This window comes from Agromyces sp. NPDC057679, from assembly GCF_042799635.1.
Lineage (GTDB): Bacteria > Actinomycetota > Actinomycetes > Actinomycetales > Microbacteriaceae > Agromyces.
The window spans coordinates 91,792-107,717 of the sequence record NZ_JBHVIK010000002.1 but is presented as its reverse complement, the minus strand read 5'-3'; the positions used below and the strand labels follow the sequence as shown (position 1 = coordinate 107,717).

Below are 15,926 nucleotides of genomic sequence, written 5' to 3'. Positions count from 1 at the left end.
CGCCATGTCCATCCTCCGCACCCCCGCCGGCCGGCGCAGCGTCGCGCTCGTCGCCGGAGGCGTCGTCGCGCTCGTCGCGCTCTCCGGATGCGCGTCCGACCCGGCCGCCGAGAAGCCCGCCGCCGGCGAGTGGGAGCTCACCGCCCAGACCCCCGAGGCCTCCGGCGACATCGACTCGTACTCGTGGGTGAGCTACGCCGAGCCGTACTCGCTCGACTACGCCTACGCCTTCGACTACGCCGACAACCAGGTGCTCGCGAACGTCTGCGAGTCGCTGCTCCGGCTCGAACCCGACTACTCGCTCAGCCCGGGCCTCGCCGAGTCGTACGAGCAGACGAGCCCGACGACCTGGGTCTACACGATCCGCGACGGCGTCACCTTCCACGACGGCACGCCGCTGACGGCCGCCGACGCGGTCGCGTCGATGAGCCGCCACCTCGACCCCGCGGTCGGCTCGTCGTGGTACTCGGTGTACCAGAACGTCGCCTCGATCGAGCAGACGGGCGACCTGGAGGTCACCGTCACCACGACGATCCCCGACTCCCAGTTCAACCAGGGCATGGGCGGATCGGCCGGCGTCATCGAGTCGGCGGCGACCCTCGCCGAGAAGGGGGCCGACTACGGCAACTCGACCGGCCTCGTGAACTGCACCGGTCCGTTCGAGCTCACCGAGTGGAAGTCGGGCGAGTCGGTCACGCTCACCCGCTTCGACGACTACTGGGACGAGGACCTCGCCGCGAAGTCGGGCGAGGTGAAGTTCGTCTTCATGGGCGACGCGACCGCCCGCGTCAACGCGCTGAAGTCGGGTGACGTCGACGGCGGCTGGATGCTGCCGGTCGACGGCATCGCCCAGCTGCAGCAGACGAGCGGCGATGTGTACTTCGGCCTCAACACGGCCGTCTCGAGCCTCATCGTGTCGAACCTCGACGGTCCGCTCGGCGACGTTCGCGTCCGACAGGCGCTCCTCATGGCGCTCGACCGCGACGGCATCCTCGAGGCGGCGGCGAAGGGCTTCGGCGAGGTGACGAGCGCGCTCACCACCGAGTCCGTCTGGGGCGCGGCGAGCGACGCCACCCGCGAGGAGGCCTTCAGCGGCCTCGACGACTACGCCTACGACGTCGAGGCGGCGAAGCAGCTCGTCGAGGAGGCCGGTGCGACCGGTCAGAAGATCGTCATCAAGACCGCGCCGCTCGGCAACGACTTCGCCGTGATCTCGCAGGCGACCGTCGCCGCGGCCCAGTCGATCGGACTCGAGGCCGAGATCGAGACGGTCACGCCGAGCGCCTACACGGCGCTCTTCAGCGACCCGAGCGCACGCGAGGGCGTCGACCTCTTCTACACGGTCTGGTACCTGTCGAGCCCCGACCCGCTCGAGATGTACGGGGTGCTCCGTACCGGCGAGTTCAGCAACTACGGCGAATGGTCGAACCCCGAGTTCGACGCGATCGCGAACGAGGCGGTCGGCATCTTCGACCCCGACGAGCGCGCGAAGAAGTCGGCCGAGCTCCAGCACATCGCGAACGAGGAGCTGCCCTGGCTGCCCCTGTTCAACGGCCCGACGACGCTCTACCTCGGTGAGCGCATCACCGGCGTCGCCCCGTCGGTCAACTACCTCTACTACCCGTGGGCGGCCACCATTGGCGCTCGATAGTTCGACCGTCGCGGTCGCCGCTCAGGACGCGGCGGCCGCGAACCCGAGGTCCGGCGGCCGGCTCACGGCCGCCGGGCTCCGGCGGGTCGCCGGCAAGCTCGGCAGCCTCGTCCTCACGCTCTTCCTGGCATCCCTGCTCGTCTTCTTCTCGCGCTTCCTCGTGCCGGGCGATCCCGTCACCTTCCTGCTGCGCGGCCGCAAGCCGAGCCCCGAGGCGATCGCCCAGGTGACCGAGCAGTACGGCCTCGACCTGCCTCCGTGGCAGCAGTACCTGAACTGGCTCACCGGGGCGCTGCAGGGTGACTTCGGTCGCTCCCTGCAGTACCGGCAGGATGTCTCGACGGTGCTCGGCGACCGGTTGCCGGTCACGCTCATGCTCGTCGCGATGGCAGGCCTCCTCATCGCGATCGTCGGCCTCAGCGCCGGCATCGTCGCCGCGCTCAACCGCGGGAAGGCGCTCGACCGCCTCACCCTCATCGGCCTGACGATGCTCAGCGCCATCCCGTCGTTCGTCGGATCGATCGTGCTCATCGCGATCTTCGCCGTGCAGCTCGGCTGGTTCCCGACCTTCGGATCGGGGGAGGGCTTCGGCGACATGGTCTACCACCTCGTCCTGCCGTCGATCGCGCTCGCGATCGTGTTCGTCGTCCTCGTCGGCAAGGTCACCCGCTCCTCGATGGTCGAGCAGCTCGACCGCGAGCACGTCGAGGTCGCGATCAGCCGCGGTCTCAAGCGGGGCACCGTGATCCGCCGCCACGTGTTCCGCAATGCGCTCGGTCCGATCCTCACCGTGAGCGGCATCCTCGTCGCCGGGCTGCTCGTCGCCTCGACGATCGTCGAGGCGGCCTTCGGCCTCGCCGGCATGGGCTCGCTGCTCGTGCAGTCGGTCGACCGGCTCGACTTCCCGGTGGTGCAGGCGATCGTCATGTTCGTGGTCACCGCCTTCGTCGTCGTCAACGCGATCATCGACATCGCCGAACCCTGGATCGATCCCCGATCCGCCGCTGGAGCTGCTGCCAGATGACCACCCCGACCCCCACCCTCGCCGTCGAGGTGATGCGAGCGCCGCGCCTGCGGCCCGCGGGCATCACGTTCGGCATCGCCCTCGGCGTCGTCTCGGTGATGACGCTCGCTGCGATCTTCGCCCCCTTCATCGCGCCGTACCCGCCCGACCAGCTCGACTTCGCCGCCGTGAACGCCGGTCCGAGCGCGGCGCACTGGCTCGGCACCGACGCCCTCGGTCGAGACCTGCTGTCGCGGCTGATCTACGGCGCGCGCACCGCGCTCCTCGGTCCGCTGCTGGTCGTGATCGGCTCGACGATCATCGGCATGCTGCTGGGCCTCCTCGCCGGCTGGCGCGGCGGGTGGATCGACTCGGTGCTCGGGCGCGTCTTCGACGTCCTGTTCGCCTTCCCATCGCTGCTGCTCGCGATCATGGCCGTCGCGCTCTTCGGCAAGGGGCTCGTCGCACCGGTGATCGCCATGAGCATCGCCTACGCGCCGTTCGTCGCCAGGCTGACCCGTGCGCTCGTGAAAGCCGAGCGCACGCGGCCGTACGTCTCGGCGTACCGGGTGCAGGGCTTCAGCGGGCCGTGGATCGCGCTGCGGCGGGTGCTGCCGAACGTGACGCCGATCGTCGGCGCGCAGTCGACGCTCAACTTCGGCTACGTGCTCGCCGAGCTCGCCGGCCTCTCGTTCCTCGGCCTCGGCGTGCAGCCCCCGACGCCCGACTGGGGCGCCATGATCAACGAAGCCCAGCCGGGCATCGTCGGCGGCTTCTTCCTGCCGGCCATCGTGCCCGCCGTCGCGGTCGTGCTCGTGGTCGTCGCCGTCAACATCATCGGAGAAGAGCTCTCCGAACGCATCGGAGGGGAGATCCCCGCATGAGCCTGCTCGACATCTCCGAGCTCACGCTCGACCTGCCGAACGGCACGCGCCTGCTCGACGGCATCTCGCTCTCGGTGGACGCCGGCGAGACCGTCGGCCTCGTCGGCGAATCGGGCTCCGGCAAGTCACTCACCGCCCGCACGGTGCTCGGGCTCACGCCCGACGGCTCGCGACTCGGCGGCGTCGTCGAGCTCGACGGACGCGACGTGATCGGTGCGAGCGCGGCCGGCATCCTCGACCTGCGGCGCCACGCGGCATCCATGATCTTCCAGGACCCGAGGGCGGGCATCAACCCGATGCGCACGCTCGGCGACCACATGACCGAGACGCTGCGCCTCTGCGAGGGCCGGTCGAAGGCCGACGCGACCGCCCGCGCCGTCGAGCTGCTCGCCTCGGTGCAGCTGCCCCGCCCCGAGGAGCACCTGAAGCAGTACCCGCACGAGTTCTCGGGCGGCATGCTGCAGCGCGTGATGATCGCAGGAGCCCTGACGAGTTCGCCCAAGCTGCTGATCTGCGACGAGCCGACCACCGCGCTCGATGTCACCACCCAGGCCGAGATCATCCGGGTGCTCATCGAGCAGCGGTCGAGCAGGGGCATGGGCATGCTCTTCATCACCCACGACCTCAACCTGGCCGCTTCGATCTGCGACCGCGTCGTCGTGATGAGCGGGGGCCGCGTGGAGGAGACGGGTGACGCACGGCGCGTCTTCAGCGCTCCCCAGGGCGAGTACACGAAGCGTCTCGTGGCGGCGACGCCGACGATCGAGGCCGCGGTCGGCGGAACGGCGGCCGACGCGGTCGAGGTGCCTCCTGCCGAGCCCGGCGACGCCGAGCCGATGCTCGTGGCGAACGGCATCTCGAAGACCTACCAGCTGCGCGGCAAGACCGAGGTCGCCGCGGTCGTCGACGCGTCGATCTCGATCGCACGCGGCGGCGCACTGGGCGTCGTGGGCGAGTCGGGCTCGGGCAAGTCGACGCTCGCCCGCATGATCGTCGGACTCGAGCAGGCCGACGCCGGAGAGATCCGCATCGCGGGCCGCGAGCGCACCGAGGTGCCGCGCGGGCGGGCCGCGCGTCTCGCGCACGCCAAGAGCGTCCAGATGGTCTTCCAGGACCCGTATCTGTCGCTCGACCCGCGCATGACGGCGGGCCGATCGATCGAGGACGCGCTGCGACTGCACACGAAGCTCACGACGGCCGACGCCCGCGCGCGCGTGCTCGCCCTCCTGGACCAGGTCGGCCTCGGCGAGAAGCACGCGCAGGCCCGCCCGCGCACGCTCTCGGGCGGCCAGCGTCAGCGCGTCGCGATCGCTCGGGCGCTCGCGATCGATCCCGACGTGCTCGTGATGGACGAGGCCACGAGCGCACTGGATGTCTCGGTGCAGGCGCAGGTCCTCGACGTGCTCGCCGACATCCGTCGCGAACGCGGCCTGACCGTGCTGTTCATCAGCCACGACCTCGCCGTGGTGCGCCGGGTGTGCGAGGAGACCGTGGTGATGCGGCGCGGACGCATCGTCGAGCGGGGCCGCACCGCCGAATTGCTCGCGGCCCCGGAGCATCCCTACACGCAGCTGCTCATCGACTCGGTTCCGCGGCCCGACTGGGCCCTCGATCCGGTCGCCGACCGGAAGTCCGCCTGACGGGGCGGACGAGGACGTCGCCACCCGGGGGAGCCCGTCTCGCCCGAAACGCGGAACGGCCCCGCATCTGCGGGGCCGTTCCATGAAGTCCGTGGATCAGACGGTCGTCGTGCCGTTCGGCTCGTCGTCGGCGACCCAGAGCTCGTCGTCGGCGCGGAACGTCTGCCAGACGGCGTAGGCGACTCCGGCCGCGGCGATGATGCCGGCGCCGATCGCGAGGTAGGTGCCCACGCCACGGCCCTGCTTCTTCTCGACCACTGCGACGGCGCGGGGCGAGACGCGCTCGACCGCGCGGCGCACACGCGCGTCGTTGGCGATGTCGCCGATCGAGAGGATCGAGCCGAGCACGTTGCCGAGCCCCTGCTCGACGTTGTCGCCCGCGACCTTCGCAGCCTGGCCGACACGTGCGACGTTCGGCCGCACATAGCTCTCGTAGCCCGTGCGCACCCGCGGCACGACCTCTTCACGCGTGAGGTGGCCCAGCTGGCGGCTGGCCTCCCGTGCAACGGCATTCGCGTGCTCGAGCACGATCTGCTGGTTCCCCCACAGGTCCTCCGCGCTGCTCTGCAGTCGCTTGAGTTCCTTCCGGCGCTTGCGTGACAGGCTCATCTCGACCTCCATCGTTGTGCAGCGAACTCCTCCATCTTGCCACCGAACCGGCTGGAAGCGAGGTGAGAGTCTCATTCCGGCATGCCGCCCCGCGAATCCGCGCATGACAGAATATGAAGATGCCGATTCACACCGCAGTCGCGACGCTCAACACCAACCACGGCCCCATCAAGGTCGACCTCTACGGCGACCACGCACCGAAGACCGTCAAGAACTTCGTCGGCCTCGCCACGGGCGAGATCGAGTGGACGCACCCGGCCACCGGCCAGAAGACCACCGACCCGCTGTACGACGGCGTCATCTTCCACCGCATCATCCCAGGCTTCATGATCCAGGGCGGCGACCCGCTCGGCCAGGGCATCGGCGGCCCCGGCTACCAGTTCGACGACGAGATCAACCCCGAGCTCGACTTCACTGAGCCCTACGTGCTCGCCATGGCCAACGCCGGCATCCAGATGGGCCGCGGCACCAACGGCTCGCAGTTCTTCATCACCGTCGGCCCCACCACCTGGCTGCAGGGCAAGCACTCGATCTTCGGCAAGGTGACGGATGCCGCGAGCCAGGCCGTCGTCGACAAGCTCGCCGCCGTGGCGACCGACGGTCGCGACAAGCCGCTCGAGGACATCGTCATCGAGAGCATCACCGTCGAGCAGGTCTGACCGAGCGGTGAGCACAGTTCCTTCAGCCGGGGCCGGGGCGGCTGATCGATCGAACTTCTGCTATCGGCACCCCGATCGGCAGAGCTTCGTGCTGTGCCAGCGCTGCGGGCGCACCATCTGCCCCGAGTGCATGACGCAGGCCGCGGTCGGCGTCATCTGCCCCGAGTGCATGCGCGAACAGCGCGCGAGCGCCCCCCGCACCAAGCCGGCCGTGCTCACGCGCGTTCGCTCGGCTGCGGGGCGCGGGGCGCCGGTCGTGACGTATTCCCTGATCGGCATCACCCTCGCGGTGTTCGTGCTCCAGCTGATCCCGGGGCTCGCGATCACCGACCGCCTGCTCTACGCCGGCGTCTACTCGATCCCGGGCAACCTCGAGCCGTGGCGCATGATCACCTCGGTGTTCGTGCACTCGACCGGGCTGATCTTCCACGTGCTGCTCAACATGTACACGCTGTGGATCTTCGGTCAGCTCCTGGAGGGCCTGCTCGGACGCTGGCGGTTCCTCTCGCTGTACCTGATCTCGGGCCTCGGCGGCTCGGTCGGCGTGCTCTGGCTCTCCGACCCGCGAGTGGGCGTGGTCGGGGCATCCGGTGCCATCTTCGGCCTGATGGGCGCGTTCCTCGTGATCCAGCGCCGCCTCGGCGGCCAGACCACGCAGCTGTTCGTGCTCTTGGGCATCAACCTCGTGATCGGGTTCGTGCCGGGCTTCAACGTCGCCTGGCAGGCCCACCTCGGCGGACTCGTCACGGGTGCGCTGATCGGGCTCATCTTCGTCGAGACGCGCAAGCGTTCGCAGCAGGCGCTGCAGGTCTGGCTCCTCGTGGGCGTGGTGGCCGTGCTGCTCGTCCTCAGCCTGCGGTACTTCTTCTTCCCCGTCTTCTGAGCCCGGGCCCGGGCCGGCAGCGTCCTGCCCGGGCCGCCCCGGGTTATCCACAACGCTGTCCACAGCTGTTGAGAGTTACATCGGTGTCATTCCCGAGATCCCAGTGAATACGCGGATTTCGAGTTGTGCACAACTGTGGACAACTGTGGACAATCCTGTGGAAGAGATCGTGGAGATGCGAAAAGGGCGGATGCCGAAGCATCCGCCCTTTCGCGTCTCGAGTGCCGGCGTCAGCGCCAGCGAGTGGTCATGAGGAAGCCGACGAAGGCGATGCCGAAGCCGATCAGGATGTTCCAGGAGCCGAGGTCGGCGATGGGGTAGCGGCCCTGACTGATGTAGAAGACCAGGATCCACGCGAGTCCGAGCAGCATGAAGCCGAACATGACGGGCTTGAACCAGACCGGGTTCGGCGCCTCTTCGCCGCTCGCTGCGACTTCAGCGCGCGCCGGCTTCGATGATTTCGTACGTGCCATGCCCGCGATTCTAGCCGAGGCTGCCGTGCGCTCACAGCGAGAAGTCGTTTCGGCGGAATAGAATCGCCCCTATGTCCGAGTCGCTGCCCGACGGTCGGCGCGCCCGCCGTGCCGCAGGCGCGACGACGCGCCCGAAGCCGCGCGTGAGCGTGGTCGGCGTCCTCGGCGAACTCCTGCTGACCGCTGGCGTGCTCATCCTGCTGTTCCTCGGCTGGCAGTTGTGGTGGAACGACGCGATCATGGCCGGGCAGCAGTCGCAGGCGGCGTCGGAGCTCAGCGGCGAATGGGCCGAGCAGGATCGCGCGGCCCGCGGCGACACCCCGCCGCCGGCCGACCCCGGCGAGCCCGTCGTCGACACCACCGAGTACGCGAACGCCGAGCCGTTCGCCGTCATGTACGTGCCGCGCTTCGACGCACCCGGCACGCACGACTCCGTGCGCAACATCGCCGAGGGCTACGGCCTCGATGTGCTCAACAGCTTCGAGCTCGGCGTGGGCCACTACCCGGGCACGCAGATGCCGGGCGAGGTCGGCAACTTCGCGATCGCGTCCCACCGCAGCGCCTACGGCGGCGGCATGCACGAGATCGAGCAGCTCCAGCTCGGCGACGCGATCTACGTCCAGACCAAAGACGGCTGGTACACCTACCGCTTCCGCGACTTCGAGTACGTGACCCCGGCGACGACCGAGGTGCTCTCACCGGTCCCGCACCACCCCGACCTCCTGCCGACCGACCGCATCATCACGCTCACGAGCTGCAACCCGCTCTACTCGACCGCCGAGCGCATCGTCGCGTACGGCGTGCTCGAGTCGTGGCAGCCCGGGGCCGCGAACCCGCCCGCCGAGATCGCCTCGGTCGTCGCCGAATGGGAGAACTGAGATGTACGGCGCACTCTGGCGCATCCTCCCCGGTCCGGTGTGGCTCCGCATCATCCTGCTGCTCGTCCTCATCGTCGCAGCCGTCTTCGTGCTCTTCACCTGGGTGTTCCCGTGGGTCGACGCGCAGCTCAATCCGATCAACGTCACGGTGGAAGAATGACCCGCATCCTCGTCATCGACAATTACGACAGCTTCGTCTACACGCTGAACGGCTACCTGCGCGAACTCGGCGCCGAGACCGACGTCGTGCGCAATGACGACATCCCGGTCGACGAGGTCGCCGAACGCATCGCGCAGTACGACGCCGTGCTCATCTCGCCCGGACCGGGCAAGCCCTCCGACGCCGGCGTCTCCATCCCCGTCGTCGAGGCGGCGCTCGCGAGCGGGCAGCCGATCCTCGGCGTCTGCCTCGGGCACCAGGCCATCGCCGAGGCGTTCGGCGCGGTCGTCACGAACGCCGAGGAGCTGATGCACGGCAAGACGTCGCGCATCGAGCACGACGGCAGCGCGTTCTACGAAGGGGTGCCCCAGCCGTTCACGGCGACCCGGTACCACTCGCTGGCGGTGGTGGATGACACGGTGCCGCCGTCGCTCGTCGTGACGAGCCGCACGAGCGGCGGCGTGATCATGGGACTCCGGCACGAGTCGGCGCCGATCTTCGGCGTGCAGTTCCACCCCGAGTCGGTGCTCACCGAGGGCGGCTACCGCATGCTCGGCAACTGGCTCGCCGTCGCGGGGCTGCCCGAGGCGCGCGAGCGTGCCGAGCACCTGAGCCCGCTGGTGCGCGCGAACGCCTGACGCCAGGCAGCCCGGTCGCTCGGTCGATCGAGGCATCGCGTCGTCGTCGTCGAAGCGTCGACCCGTCGCCGAGCCGGAGCGCGCCTGCGCCCCTGGGTCAGCCCGCGCAGTAGGTCAGCTCGACGTCGGAGCGCTGGGGAACGCCGCCGGGAGGGAGCGACTGCTGCGTCACGATCGAGCCGGGCACCGTCGGGCACGAGGGGTCGGGCTTCGGGACCGGGTTGAGCTGCAGCTCGTCGGACGTCAGGAAGTCGGTCGCGGCGGACAGGGTCTGCCCCGTCAGGTCGGGCAGCGTGACCTGACCGTTCGACAGCACGAAGTCGACGGTCGAGCCCTTCTCGACCGAGGCACCGCCCTCGGGCGCGGTCTGCATGACCGTGTCGGCGGCGACGCTCGGCGAGTTCTCGCGCATCTCCTTGCCGGCGACGAGACCGGCGGCCTCGAGCGCGGCCTTGGCGTCGGTCAGCGTCATGTTCACGGTGTCGGGGACGGCGACGGCCTCACGACCGGTCGAGATGTAGACCGAGATCGCGGTGCCCGCGTCGACGATCTCACCCGACGCCGGATCGGTGCGGACGACCTGATCGGCCGGCACCGTCTCGCTCGTCTCCTCGAGTCGGGTGGCCGGGAGCCCCAGGGACTGCAGCTCCTCGACAGCCTGCTCGTAGGTCATTCCAGTGAGGACCGGCACCTCGCGCGCGTTCGACGGGAGGTCGTCCTTGGGCTGGAGGTTGAAGGCCCAGTACATCACCGCGATCACGATCACGACGACGGCGACGATGCCCGCCCAGATCCAGATGGCCGGTGGGCGCCGCTGGGTCCGGGACATGGTCTCGTCCTCGGTGAGCTGGCGCAGCGCGAGCTCCGAGCTCGAGAGCGACGCGGTCGGGGCACCGAACAGCATGGTGGCCTGGTCGGGTTCGCGGTGCACGGGCACCCGGCCGGCGGCCGCGGTGTCGACGTCGGTGCGGAACTCGACGGCCGTCTGGTAGCGCTGCTCGCGGTCCTTCGCGAGTGCGTGGAGCACCACTGCGTCGAGCGCGGGCGAGACCTTGGGGTTGATGATGCTCGGCTTGACCGGGCGTTCGCTGACGTGCTGGTAGGCGACGGCGACCGGGGTGTCTCCGCGGAACGGCGGACGTCCGGTGAGCATCTCGAAGAGCACGACGCCCGTCGAGTAGAGGTCGGTGCGCGCATCGACCGTCTCGCCCTTCGCCTGTTCGGGCGAGAAGTACGAGGCCGTGCCGAGGATCGCGGTCGTCTGGGCGACGGTCGTCGCCGAGTCGGAGACCGCGCGGGCGATGCCGAAGTCCATCACCTTCACCTGGCCGGTGGTGGTGATCATGATGTTGCCGGGCTTGATGTCGCGGTGCACGACGCCGGCGCGGTGCGAGTACTCGAGGGCGGTCAGCACCCCGTCGACGACCCGTACGGCCGCCGCCGGCTCGAGCGGACCGTCGTGGATGATGTCCTTGAGCAGGCGCCCCTCGACGAACTCCATGACGATGAACGGCAGCTGCACCTCTTGGCCGGCCGCGTCGACCACGGTCTCCTCGCCCGCGTCGAAGACGCGGACGATGGTCGGGTGCGCCATGCGCGCGGCGGACTGCGCCTCCTGGCGGAAGCGCATGCGGAACGCCGGATCGGTGGCGAGCTGCGGCTTCAGCAGCTTGATCGCGACCTGGCGGCCGAGCCGCGTGTCGGTGCCGACGTGCACGTCGGACATGCCACCGCGACCAATGAGGGCGCCCACGCGATAACGTCCGGCGAGGACGCGTCCTTCATCGCTCACGGGGGCGGATCCTTTCATTCGGTCTGAGTTCGAACTTCTTCACTGCGTCGGGTGGGTGGGCGCCTCGGAACTCGCGCCCGAGCTCTCAATCGGTGGCGGACCCGTCCACGACCGTCACGGTCGCAGCGGGCGACGACGGCGAGTTCAGCTGGCCGCAGAAGTACTGGTAGGTCACGTTGACGGTGTCACCGGGTGCGGCGTCCGCGTTCGTCGTGATCGTGACGTTCCGCGCTCCGGCACCGAGCGGCGGTGCGGCGGCGGCGGGACCGTCGACATTGACCTGGTAGCCCGACAGCGTCTGCCCGGCCGGGCACTGCGCCGCCGGCCACTTCACCTCGAACGAGGCACCGGGCGCGACCTCGGCCGGCGTCACCGACGGTGCAGAGCCTGGAGCCGCCGGCGTCTCGGGCGAGGCGTAGTAGGTGATCGTGATCTCGCTGCCGATCTGCACGGGACCCGTCGGGTTGACGTCGTACACGATGCCCGCCTGCGACGGGTCGGTCGCGGCGTTGCCCTCTACCGCGTTCGCGACCATGCCGAGGCCGTCGAGCTTGGCGCGGGCGTCGTCGACCGAGAGACCCACGAAGTCGGCGCTGTTGATCTGCTCAGTCGTCGGGGCCTCGCTCGTCGGCGGGGCCGACGTCGGCGTCTGCGAGGTGCTCGCCGGCGGCTTCGACGGGGTCGAGGACTTCACGGGGTCCTTCTCACCGGAGTTCAGCGCGATCGCGATGATGGTGCCGATCAGCACGATCGCGAGCAGCGCGATGAGCACGATCAGCGGCCACGTCCACGGGCTGCGCTTCTTCTTCTCGGGTTCGCCGTCCTCGCCGAGCTCCTCGCCGTCGGCGGCCGTCGGGAGGATGGTCGTCGCCGCGGTCGCGCCGGCCTGGGGCATCAGCATCGTCGCCGCGGTGAGGCCCGCCGCGCCGAGCACTGCGGGCACCGCGGCCGACGCCGCCTGCACGTCGCCGCGACGGAGCGCGGTCGCCGCACGGGCGAGGTGCGCCGCCGTCTGCGGGCGGTCGGCGGGGTTCTTCGCGATGCACGAGTAGACGAGGTTGCGCACCGGCTCGGAGACCGTGACCGGGAGGTCGGGCGGCGTCTCGTTGATCTGCGCCATGGCGATGGCCACCTGCGACTCGCCCGTGAAGGGGCGGCGGCCGGCGAGGGCCTCGTAGGCGACGATGCCGAGCGAGTAGATGTCGGTCGTCGGCGACGCCGGGTGGCCCGAGGCCTGCTCGGGGGAGAGGTACTGGACCGTGCCCATGACCTGGCCGGTCGCGGTCAGGGGCACCTGGTCGGCGATGCGCGCGATGCCGAAGTCGGTGATCTTGACGCGCCCGTCGGGCGTGATCAGCAGGTTTCCGGGCTTGATGTCGCGGTGCACCAGACCGGCCGCGTGCGCGGCCTGCAGTGCCGCGGCCGTCTGCGCGACGATGTCGAGGACCTTGTCGGTCGACAGGACGTGCTCGCGCTCGAGGATGGTCGAGAGCGCCTCGCCCGGCACGAGCTCCATGACGAGGTAGGCGCTGCCCTCCTCCTCGCCGTAGTCGAAGACGTTCGCGATGCCCTCGTGGTTCACGAGTGCGGCGTGACGGGCCTCGGCACGGAAGCGCTCGAGGAAGCCCGGGTCGCCGAGGTACTCGTCCTTCAGGATCTTGATCGCGACCTGGCGGCCGATGACGAGGTCGGTGGCTTGCCACACCTCGCCCATCCCGCCGATCGCGATGCGGGATTGCAGCTCGTAGCGCCCTCCGAAGGTGAGCCCTGCGCTCGGTCTCATTTGTTCAGCACCGCCTCTAGTACCTGCTTTGCGATGGGTGCGGCTATGAGATTGCCGTACCCCTCCTGACCAAGTCCCCCGCCATCCTCCACGAGCACCGTGATTGCATACTGAGGGTCGTCCGCGGGGGCGAATCCGGTGAACCACAAGGTATACGGGTCATCCTCGCCGTTCTCCGCTGTTCCGGTCTTCCCGGCCACGCTGACGCCGTCTATTCTTGCATTACTCGCGGCCCCGTTCTCGACGCCGTTGACCATCATCTGCACCATGGTGTCGGCCGTCGACTCGCTGATCGCCCGGCCGAACTCGCTCGGCTCGAATTCCTCCAGCGGGCGGAGGTCGGGCGCCGTGATCTGATCGACGAGGTCGGGGTTCATCACGATGCCGTCGTTCGCGATCGCGGCCGACACCATCGCCATCTGCAGCGGGGTCGCGCGCACGTCGCCCTGGCCGAACGCGGTGAGGGCGGTCTGCGCGTCGTCGAGCCCCTGCGGGTAGGTGCTCGGCTCGGTCTCGGTGGGGATGAGGAACTCGCTGTCGAAGCCGAACTTCTGGGCCTGGTCGCGGATCGCATTGTCACCGAGTTCGATGCCGAGCTCGGCGAACGGGATGTTGCACGACAGGCGGAGCGCGTCGGCGAGCGTCACGGTGTCGCCGCCGCCGCAGGTGCCGCCGCCGGAGTTGCGCACGACCGAGCTCGTCCCGGGCAGCGTGAACTCGCCGGGGTTCGGGAACGTCGAATCGGGGGTGTAGCGGCCGGACTCGAGTGCGGCGGCGGTGACGACGAGCTTGAAGACCGAGCCGGGCGGGTTCATGTCGCCGCCGGTCGCCCGGTTGAACAGGGGGTCGCCGGGATCGGCGAGGAGGCCCTCGTAGGTCGCCTGCACCTGCTCGCCGTCGTGCACCGTCAGGGTGTTCGGGTCGAAGGTGGGCTTCGTGACCATCGCGAGGATGCGCCCGGTCTCGGGCTCGGTGACGATGACGGCGCCCGTGTAGTCGCCGAGCGCGTCCCACGCGGCCTGCTGCGCCACGGGGTCGATCGCGACCTCGACCGAGGCGCCGACCGGGTCCTGTCCGGAGATCAGGCGGTTGAGCTGGTCGAAGAACTGGCTCGAGGACTGCCCGCTCAGGTAGTCGTTGAGCGAGCGCTCGAGGCCGGTCGCCTCGCCGTTGACCGGGATGTAGCCGGTCACGGGCGCGTAGAGCGGCCCGTTCGAGTACGTGCGCTGGAAGCGGTAGAAGTCGTCGGTCGCCGTCGAGAAGGCGATGGGCTCGCCGTCGACGAGGATCGGCCCGCGTTCGACCGAATAGCTCTCGTAGAGCGTGCGCGAGTTGCGCGGGTCGGCGGCGAGGTTGTCGGCCTGCACGAACTGGATGATCGTCGACGATACGAGGAGCGTGACGAACATGATGAGGGCGACGATCGAGACGCGCTTGAGTTCGCGGTTCATCCGTCGATCACCAGCCTCGGATGGTTGCGGACGGTGTCGGAGAGCCGCAGCAGCAGGGCCACGATGATCCAGTTGGCCACGAGCGAGGAACCGCCCGCCGCGAGGAACGGCGTCGTGAGGCCGGTCAGCGGGATGACCCGGGTCACGCCGCCGACGACGATGAACACCTGCAGTGCGACGACGAAGGCGAGGCCGACGCCGAGCAGCTTGCCGAAGTCGTCCTGGCCGGCGAAGCCGATGCGGAAGCCGCGCGCGACGAACAGCAGGTAGAGGGCGAGGATGGCGAAGATGCCGGCGAGGCCGAGCTCCTCGCCGAGGCTCGCGATGATGTAGTCGCTCTGCGGCACCGGCGTGAGATCGGGGCGGCCCTGGCCCCAGCCCGTGCCGATGAGCCCGCCGTTGGCGAGGCCGAAGAGCCCCTGCACCAGCTGATAGCTGCCGCCGGGGTCGGCGTTGAATCGCTCGTCGCTGAAGGGCGTGAGCCAGTTCGCGAAGCGGTTGCCCACGTAGTCGAGCGTCTGGCTCGCGATGATCGCGCCCGCGAGGAACAGCGAGAGGCCGAGCACGACCCAGGAGAGCCGGCTCGTGGCGACGTAGAGCATGACGAGGAACAGGCCGAAGTAGAGCAGGGCGGTGCCGAGGTCGCGCTGGAACACGATGACGGCCATCGACAGCGCCCAGACCACGAGCAGCGGACCGAGGTCTCGTGCGCGGGGGAACTTCATGCCGAGGAACTTCTTGCCCACCATCGAGAGCGAGTCGCGGTTGCGCACGAGGTAGCCCGCGAAGAAGACCGCGAGGGCGATCTTCGCGATCTCACCGGGCTGGAAGGTGGCGATGTCGCCGAAGCCGATCCAGACCTGGGCGCCGCCGCGCGACTGCCCGAGTCCGGGGACGAGCGGCAGGATCAGCAGGATGATGGCGACGAGGCCCGCGAGGTACGTGTAGCGGAAGAGCACCCGGTGGTTGCGGATGATGAAGATCGTCGCGATCGCGCAGATGATGGCGATCGCGCTCCACGCGATCTGGCGCACCGCCGCGCTCTCCCAGCCGGCGTCGCCCTCGGCGATGTCGATGCGGTAGATCATCGCGATGCCGAGGCCGTTCAGCACGGTCGCGATCGGGAGCAGGAACGGGTCGGCGTCGCGGGCGACGAAGCGCATCGCGATGTGCAGGCCGAACACGAGGATCGAGAGACCCGCGCCGAGCAGGACGAGCTGGGTGTCGATGCGGCCGAGCGCGCCGAGCTGCACGAGCACGATCGCCGAGGCGTTGATGACGCAGGCCACGGCGAGCAGCCAGAACTCGAGGTTGCGGAGCTTCTGGGGGATCCGGATGCGCCGGACGCCGCTCGGCGGCGTCGTCGGGCGCGCCGGGGCGCCGCCGTCGCCGGCGGTGGTCACGCGACCCGTCGCGGCGTGG

Annotated in this window: 15 protein-coding genes; 9 read left to right on the top strand and 6 right to left on the bottom strand. The window is 69.6% G+C overall.

The genetic code is table 11. From position 1 onward, the window contains the following. The first annotated feature begins 4 nt into the window (after positions 1 to 4). The 4 genes from ACFVAJ_RS07380 to ACFVAJ_RS07365 are packed head-to-tail and all read left to right on the top strand — an operon-like array spanning position 5 to position 5,178. The gene (locus ACFVAJ_RS07380; protein ID WP_376942674.1) at positions 5 to 1,651 is read left to right on the top strand and encodes an ABC transporter substrate-binding protein; all 1,647 of its coding nucleotides are present in this window, start codon (positions 5 to 7) and stop codon (positions 1,649 to 1,651) included. Further along, complete coding sequence (locus tag ACFVAJ_RS07375; RefSeq protein WP_376942672.1) at positions 1,638 to 2,675, top strand: ABC transporter permease; 1,038 nt, start codon at positions 1,638 to 1,640, stop codon at positions 2,673 to 2,675. Before ACFVAJ_RS07380 ends, ACFVAJ_RS07375 begins: the two co-directional genes overlap by 14 nt. Then, the gene (locus tag ACFVAJ_RS07370) at positions 2,672 to 3,538 is read left to right on the top strand and encodes an ABC transporter permease (RefSeq protein WP_376942670.1); all 867 of its coding nucleotides are present in this window, start codon (positions 2,672 to 2,674) and stop codon (positions 3,536 to 3,538) included. Before ACFVAJ_RS07375 ends, ACFVAJ_RS07370 begins: the two co-directional genes overlap by 4 nt. Beyond that, positions 3,535 to 5,178 (top strand): dipeptide ABC transporter ATP-binding protein, encoded by a 1,644-nt coding sequence (locus ACFVAJ_RS07365; protein ID WP_376942668.1) that lies wholly within the window; start codon positions 3,535 to 3,537, stop codon positions 5,176 to 5,178. The genes ACFVAJ_RS07370 and ACFVAJ_RS07365 overlap by 4 nt, the downstream gene beginning before the upstream one ends. Before the next feature lie 96 nt (positions 5,179 to 5,274). Here ACFVAJ_RS07365 and ACFVAJ_RS07360 read toward each other — a convergent pair whose 3' ends face one another. Further along, positions 5,275 to 5,787, bottom strand: a complete 513-nt coding sequence (locus ACFVAJ_RS07360; RefSeq protein ID WP_376942666.1) for a hypothetical protein — start codon at positions 5,785 to 5,787, stop codon at positions 5,275 to 5,277. Between the two features lie 119 nt (positions 5,788 to 5,906). Between ACFVAJ_RS07360 and ACFVAJ_RS07355 the strand changes: the two genes are divergently transcribed. Further along, on the top strand, positions 5,907 to 6,446 hold the full coding sequence (locus ACFVAJ_RS07355) for a peptidylprolyl isomerase (protein ID WP_376942664.1): 540 nt from the start codon (positions 5,907 to 5,909) through the stop codon (positions 6,444 to 6,446). A gap of 130 nt (positions 6,447 to 6,576) precedes the next feature. After that, positions 6,577 to 7,329 (top strand): rhomboid family intramembrane serine protease, encoded by a 753-nt coding sequence (locus ACFVAJ_RS07350; protein WP_376942662.1) that lies wholly within the window; start codon positions 6,577 to 6,579, stop codon positions 7,327 to 7,329. 230 nt (positions 7,330 to 7,559) lie between these two features. Here ACFVAJ_RS07350 and ACFVAJ_RS07345 read toward each other — a convergent pair whose 3' ends face one another. Further along, the gene (locus tag ACFVAJ_RS07345) at positions 7,560 to 7,802 is read right to left on the bottom strand and encodes a cell division protein CrgA (protein ID WP_157423800.1); all 243 of its coding nucleotides are present in this window, start codon (positions 7,800 to 7,802) and stop codon (positions 7,560 to 7,562) included. Between the two features lie 71 nt (positions 7,803 to 7,873). Between ACFVAJ_RS07345 and ACFVAJ_RS07340 the strand changes: the two genes are divergently transcribed. From ACFVAJ_RS07340 to ACFVAJ_RS07330, 3 genes are read left to right on the top strand one after another with little or no spacing between them, the layout of a single operon-like run. Further along, positions 7,874 to 8,680 carry a class E sortase gene (locus tag ACFVAJ_RS07340; RefSeq protein WP_376942660.1) on the top strand — a complete coding sequence of 269 codons (807 nt, stop codon included), beginning with the start codon at positions 7,874 to 7,876 and terminating at the stop codon, positions 8,678 to 8,680. 1 nt (position 8,681) lies between these two features. Then, complete coding sequence (locus ACFVAJ_RS07335; RefSeq protein ID WP_376942658.1) at positions 8,682 to 8,840, top strand: hypothetical protein; 159 nt, start codon at positions 8,682 to 8,684, stop codon at positions 8,838 to 8,840. Further along, positions 8,837 to 9,478 (top strand): anthranilate synthase component II, encoded by a 642-nt coding sequence (locus ACFVAJ_RS07330; RefSeq protein ID WP_376942656.1) that lies wholly within the window; start codon positions 8,837 to 8,839, stop codon positions 9,476 to 9,478. Before ACFVAJ_RS07335 ends, ACFVAJ_RS07330 begins: the two co-directional genes overlap by 4 nt. 97 nt (positions 9,479 to 9,575) lie before the next feature. On the opposite strand, the gene pknB is transcribed toward ACFVAJ_RS07330, so the two are convergent. From pknB to ACFVAJ_RS07310, 4 genes are all read right to left on the bottom strand, one after another. After that, positions 9,576 to 11,288: a Stk1 family PASTA domain-containing Ser/Thr kinase gene (gene pknB, locus ACFVAJ_RS07325; protein ID WP_376942654.1), complete on the bottom strand. Its 1,713-nt coding sequence runs from the start codon at positions 11,286 to 11,288 to the stop codon at positions 9,576 to 9,578. A gap of 67 nt (positions 11,289 to 11,355) precedes the next feature. Continuing rightward, positions 11,356 to 13,053, bottom strand: a complete 1,698-nt coding sequence (locus tag ACFVAJ_RS07320) for a protein kinase (protein ID WP_376942652.1) — start codon at positions 13,051 to 13,053, stop codon at positions 11,356 to 11,358. After that, positions 13,050 to 14,504: a peptidoglycan D,D-transpeptidase FtsI family protein gene (locus tag ACFVAJ_RS07315; protein WP_376942650.1), complete on the bottom strand. Its 1,455-nt coding sequence runs from the start codon at positions 14,502 to 14,504 to the stop codon at positions 13,050 to 13,052. Before ACFVAJ_RS07315 ends, ACFVAJ_RS07320 begins: the two co-directional genes overlap by 4 nt. Further along, positions 14,501 to 15,907 (bottom strand): FtsW/RodA/SpoVE family cell cycle protein, encoded by a 1,407-nt coding sequence (locus ACFVAJ_RS07310; protein ID WP_376944592.1) that lies wholly within the window; start codon positions 15,905 to 15,907, stop codon positions 14,501 to 14,503. Before ACFVAJ_RS07310 ends, ACFVAJ_RS07315 begins: the two co-directional genes overlap by 4 nt. Positions 15,908 to 15,926 lie beyond the last annotated feature (19 nt).

Coding starts and splice junctions, on each gene's coding strand:
- ACFVAJ_RS07365 (WP_376942668.1), top strand. CDS start 3,535: ATGAGCCTGCTCGACATCTCCGAGCTCACGCTCGACCTGCCGAACGGC.
- ACFVAJ_RS07340 (WP_376942660.1), top strand. CDS start 7,874: ATGTCCGAGTCGCTGCCCGACGGTCGGCGCGCCCGCCGTGCCGCAGGC.
- ACFVAJ_RS07350 (WP_376942662.1), top strand. CDS start 6,577: ATGACGCAGGCCGCGGTCGGCGTCATCTGCCCCGAGTGCATGCGCGAA.
- ACFVAJ_RS07360 (WP_376942666.1), bottom strand. CDS start 5,787: ATGAGCCTGTCACGCAAGCGCCGGAAGGAACTCAAGCGACTGCAGAGC.
- ACFVAJ_RS07345 (WP_157423800.1), bottom strand. CDS start 7,802: ATGGCACGTACGAAATCATCGAAGCCGGCGCGCGCTGAAGTCGCAGCG.
- ACFVAJ_RS07320 (WP_376942652.1), bottom strand. CDS start 13,053: ATGAGACCGAGCGCAGGGCTCACCTTCGGAGGGCGCTACGAGCTGCAA.
- ACFVAJ_RS07380 (WP_376942674.1), top strand. CDS start 5: ATGTCCATCCTCCGCACCCCCGCCGGCCGGCGCAGCGTCGCGCTCGTC.
- ACFVAJ_RS07315 (WP_376942650.1), bottom strand. CDS start 14,504: ATGAACCGCGAACTCAAGCGCGTCTCGATCGTCGCCCTCATCATGTTC.
- ACFVAJ_RS07335 (WP_376942658.1), top strand. CDS start 8,682: ATGTACGGCGCACTCTGGCGCATCCTCCCCGGTCCGGTGTGGCTCCGC.
- ACFVAJ_RS07355 (WP_376942664.1), top strand. CDS start 5,907: ATGCCGATTCACACCGCAGTCGCGACGCTCAACACCAACCACGGCCCC.
- ACFVAJ_RS07370 (WP_376942670.1), top strand. CDS start 2,672: ATGACCACCCCGACCCCCACCCTCGCCGTCGAGGTGATGCGAGCGCCG.
- pknB (WP_376942654.1), bottom strand. CDS start 11,288: ATGAAAGGATCCGCCCCCGTGAGCGATGAAGGACGCGTCCTCGCCGGA.
- ACFVAJ_RS07330 (WP_376942656.1), top strand. CDS start 8,837: ATGACCCGCATCCTCGTCATCGACAATTACGACAGCTTCGTCTACACG.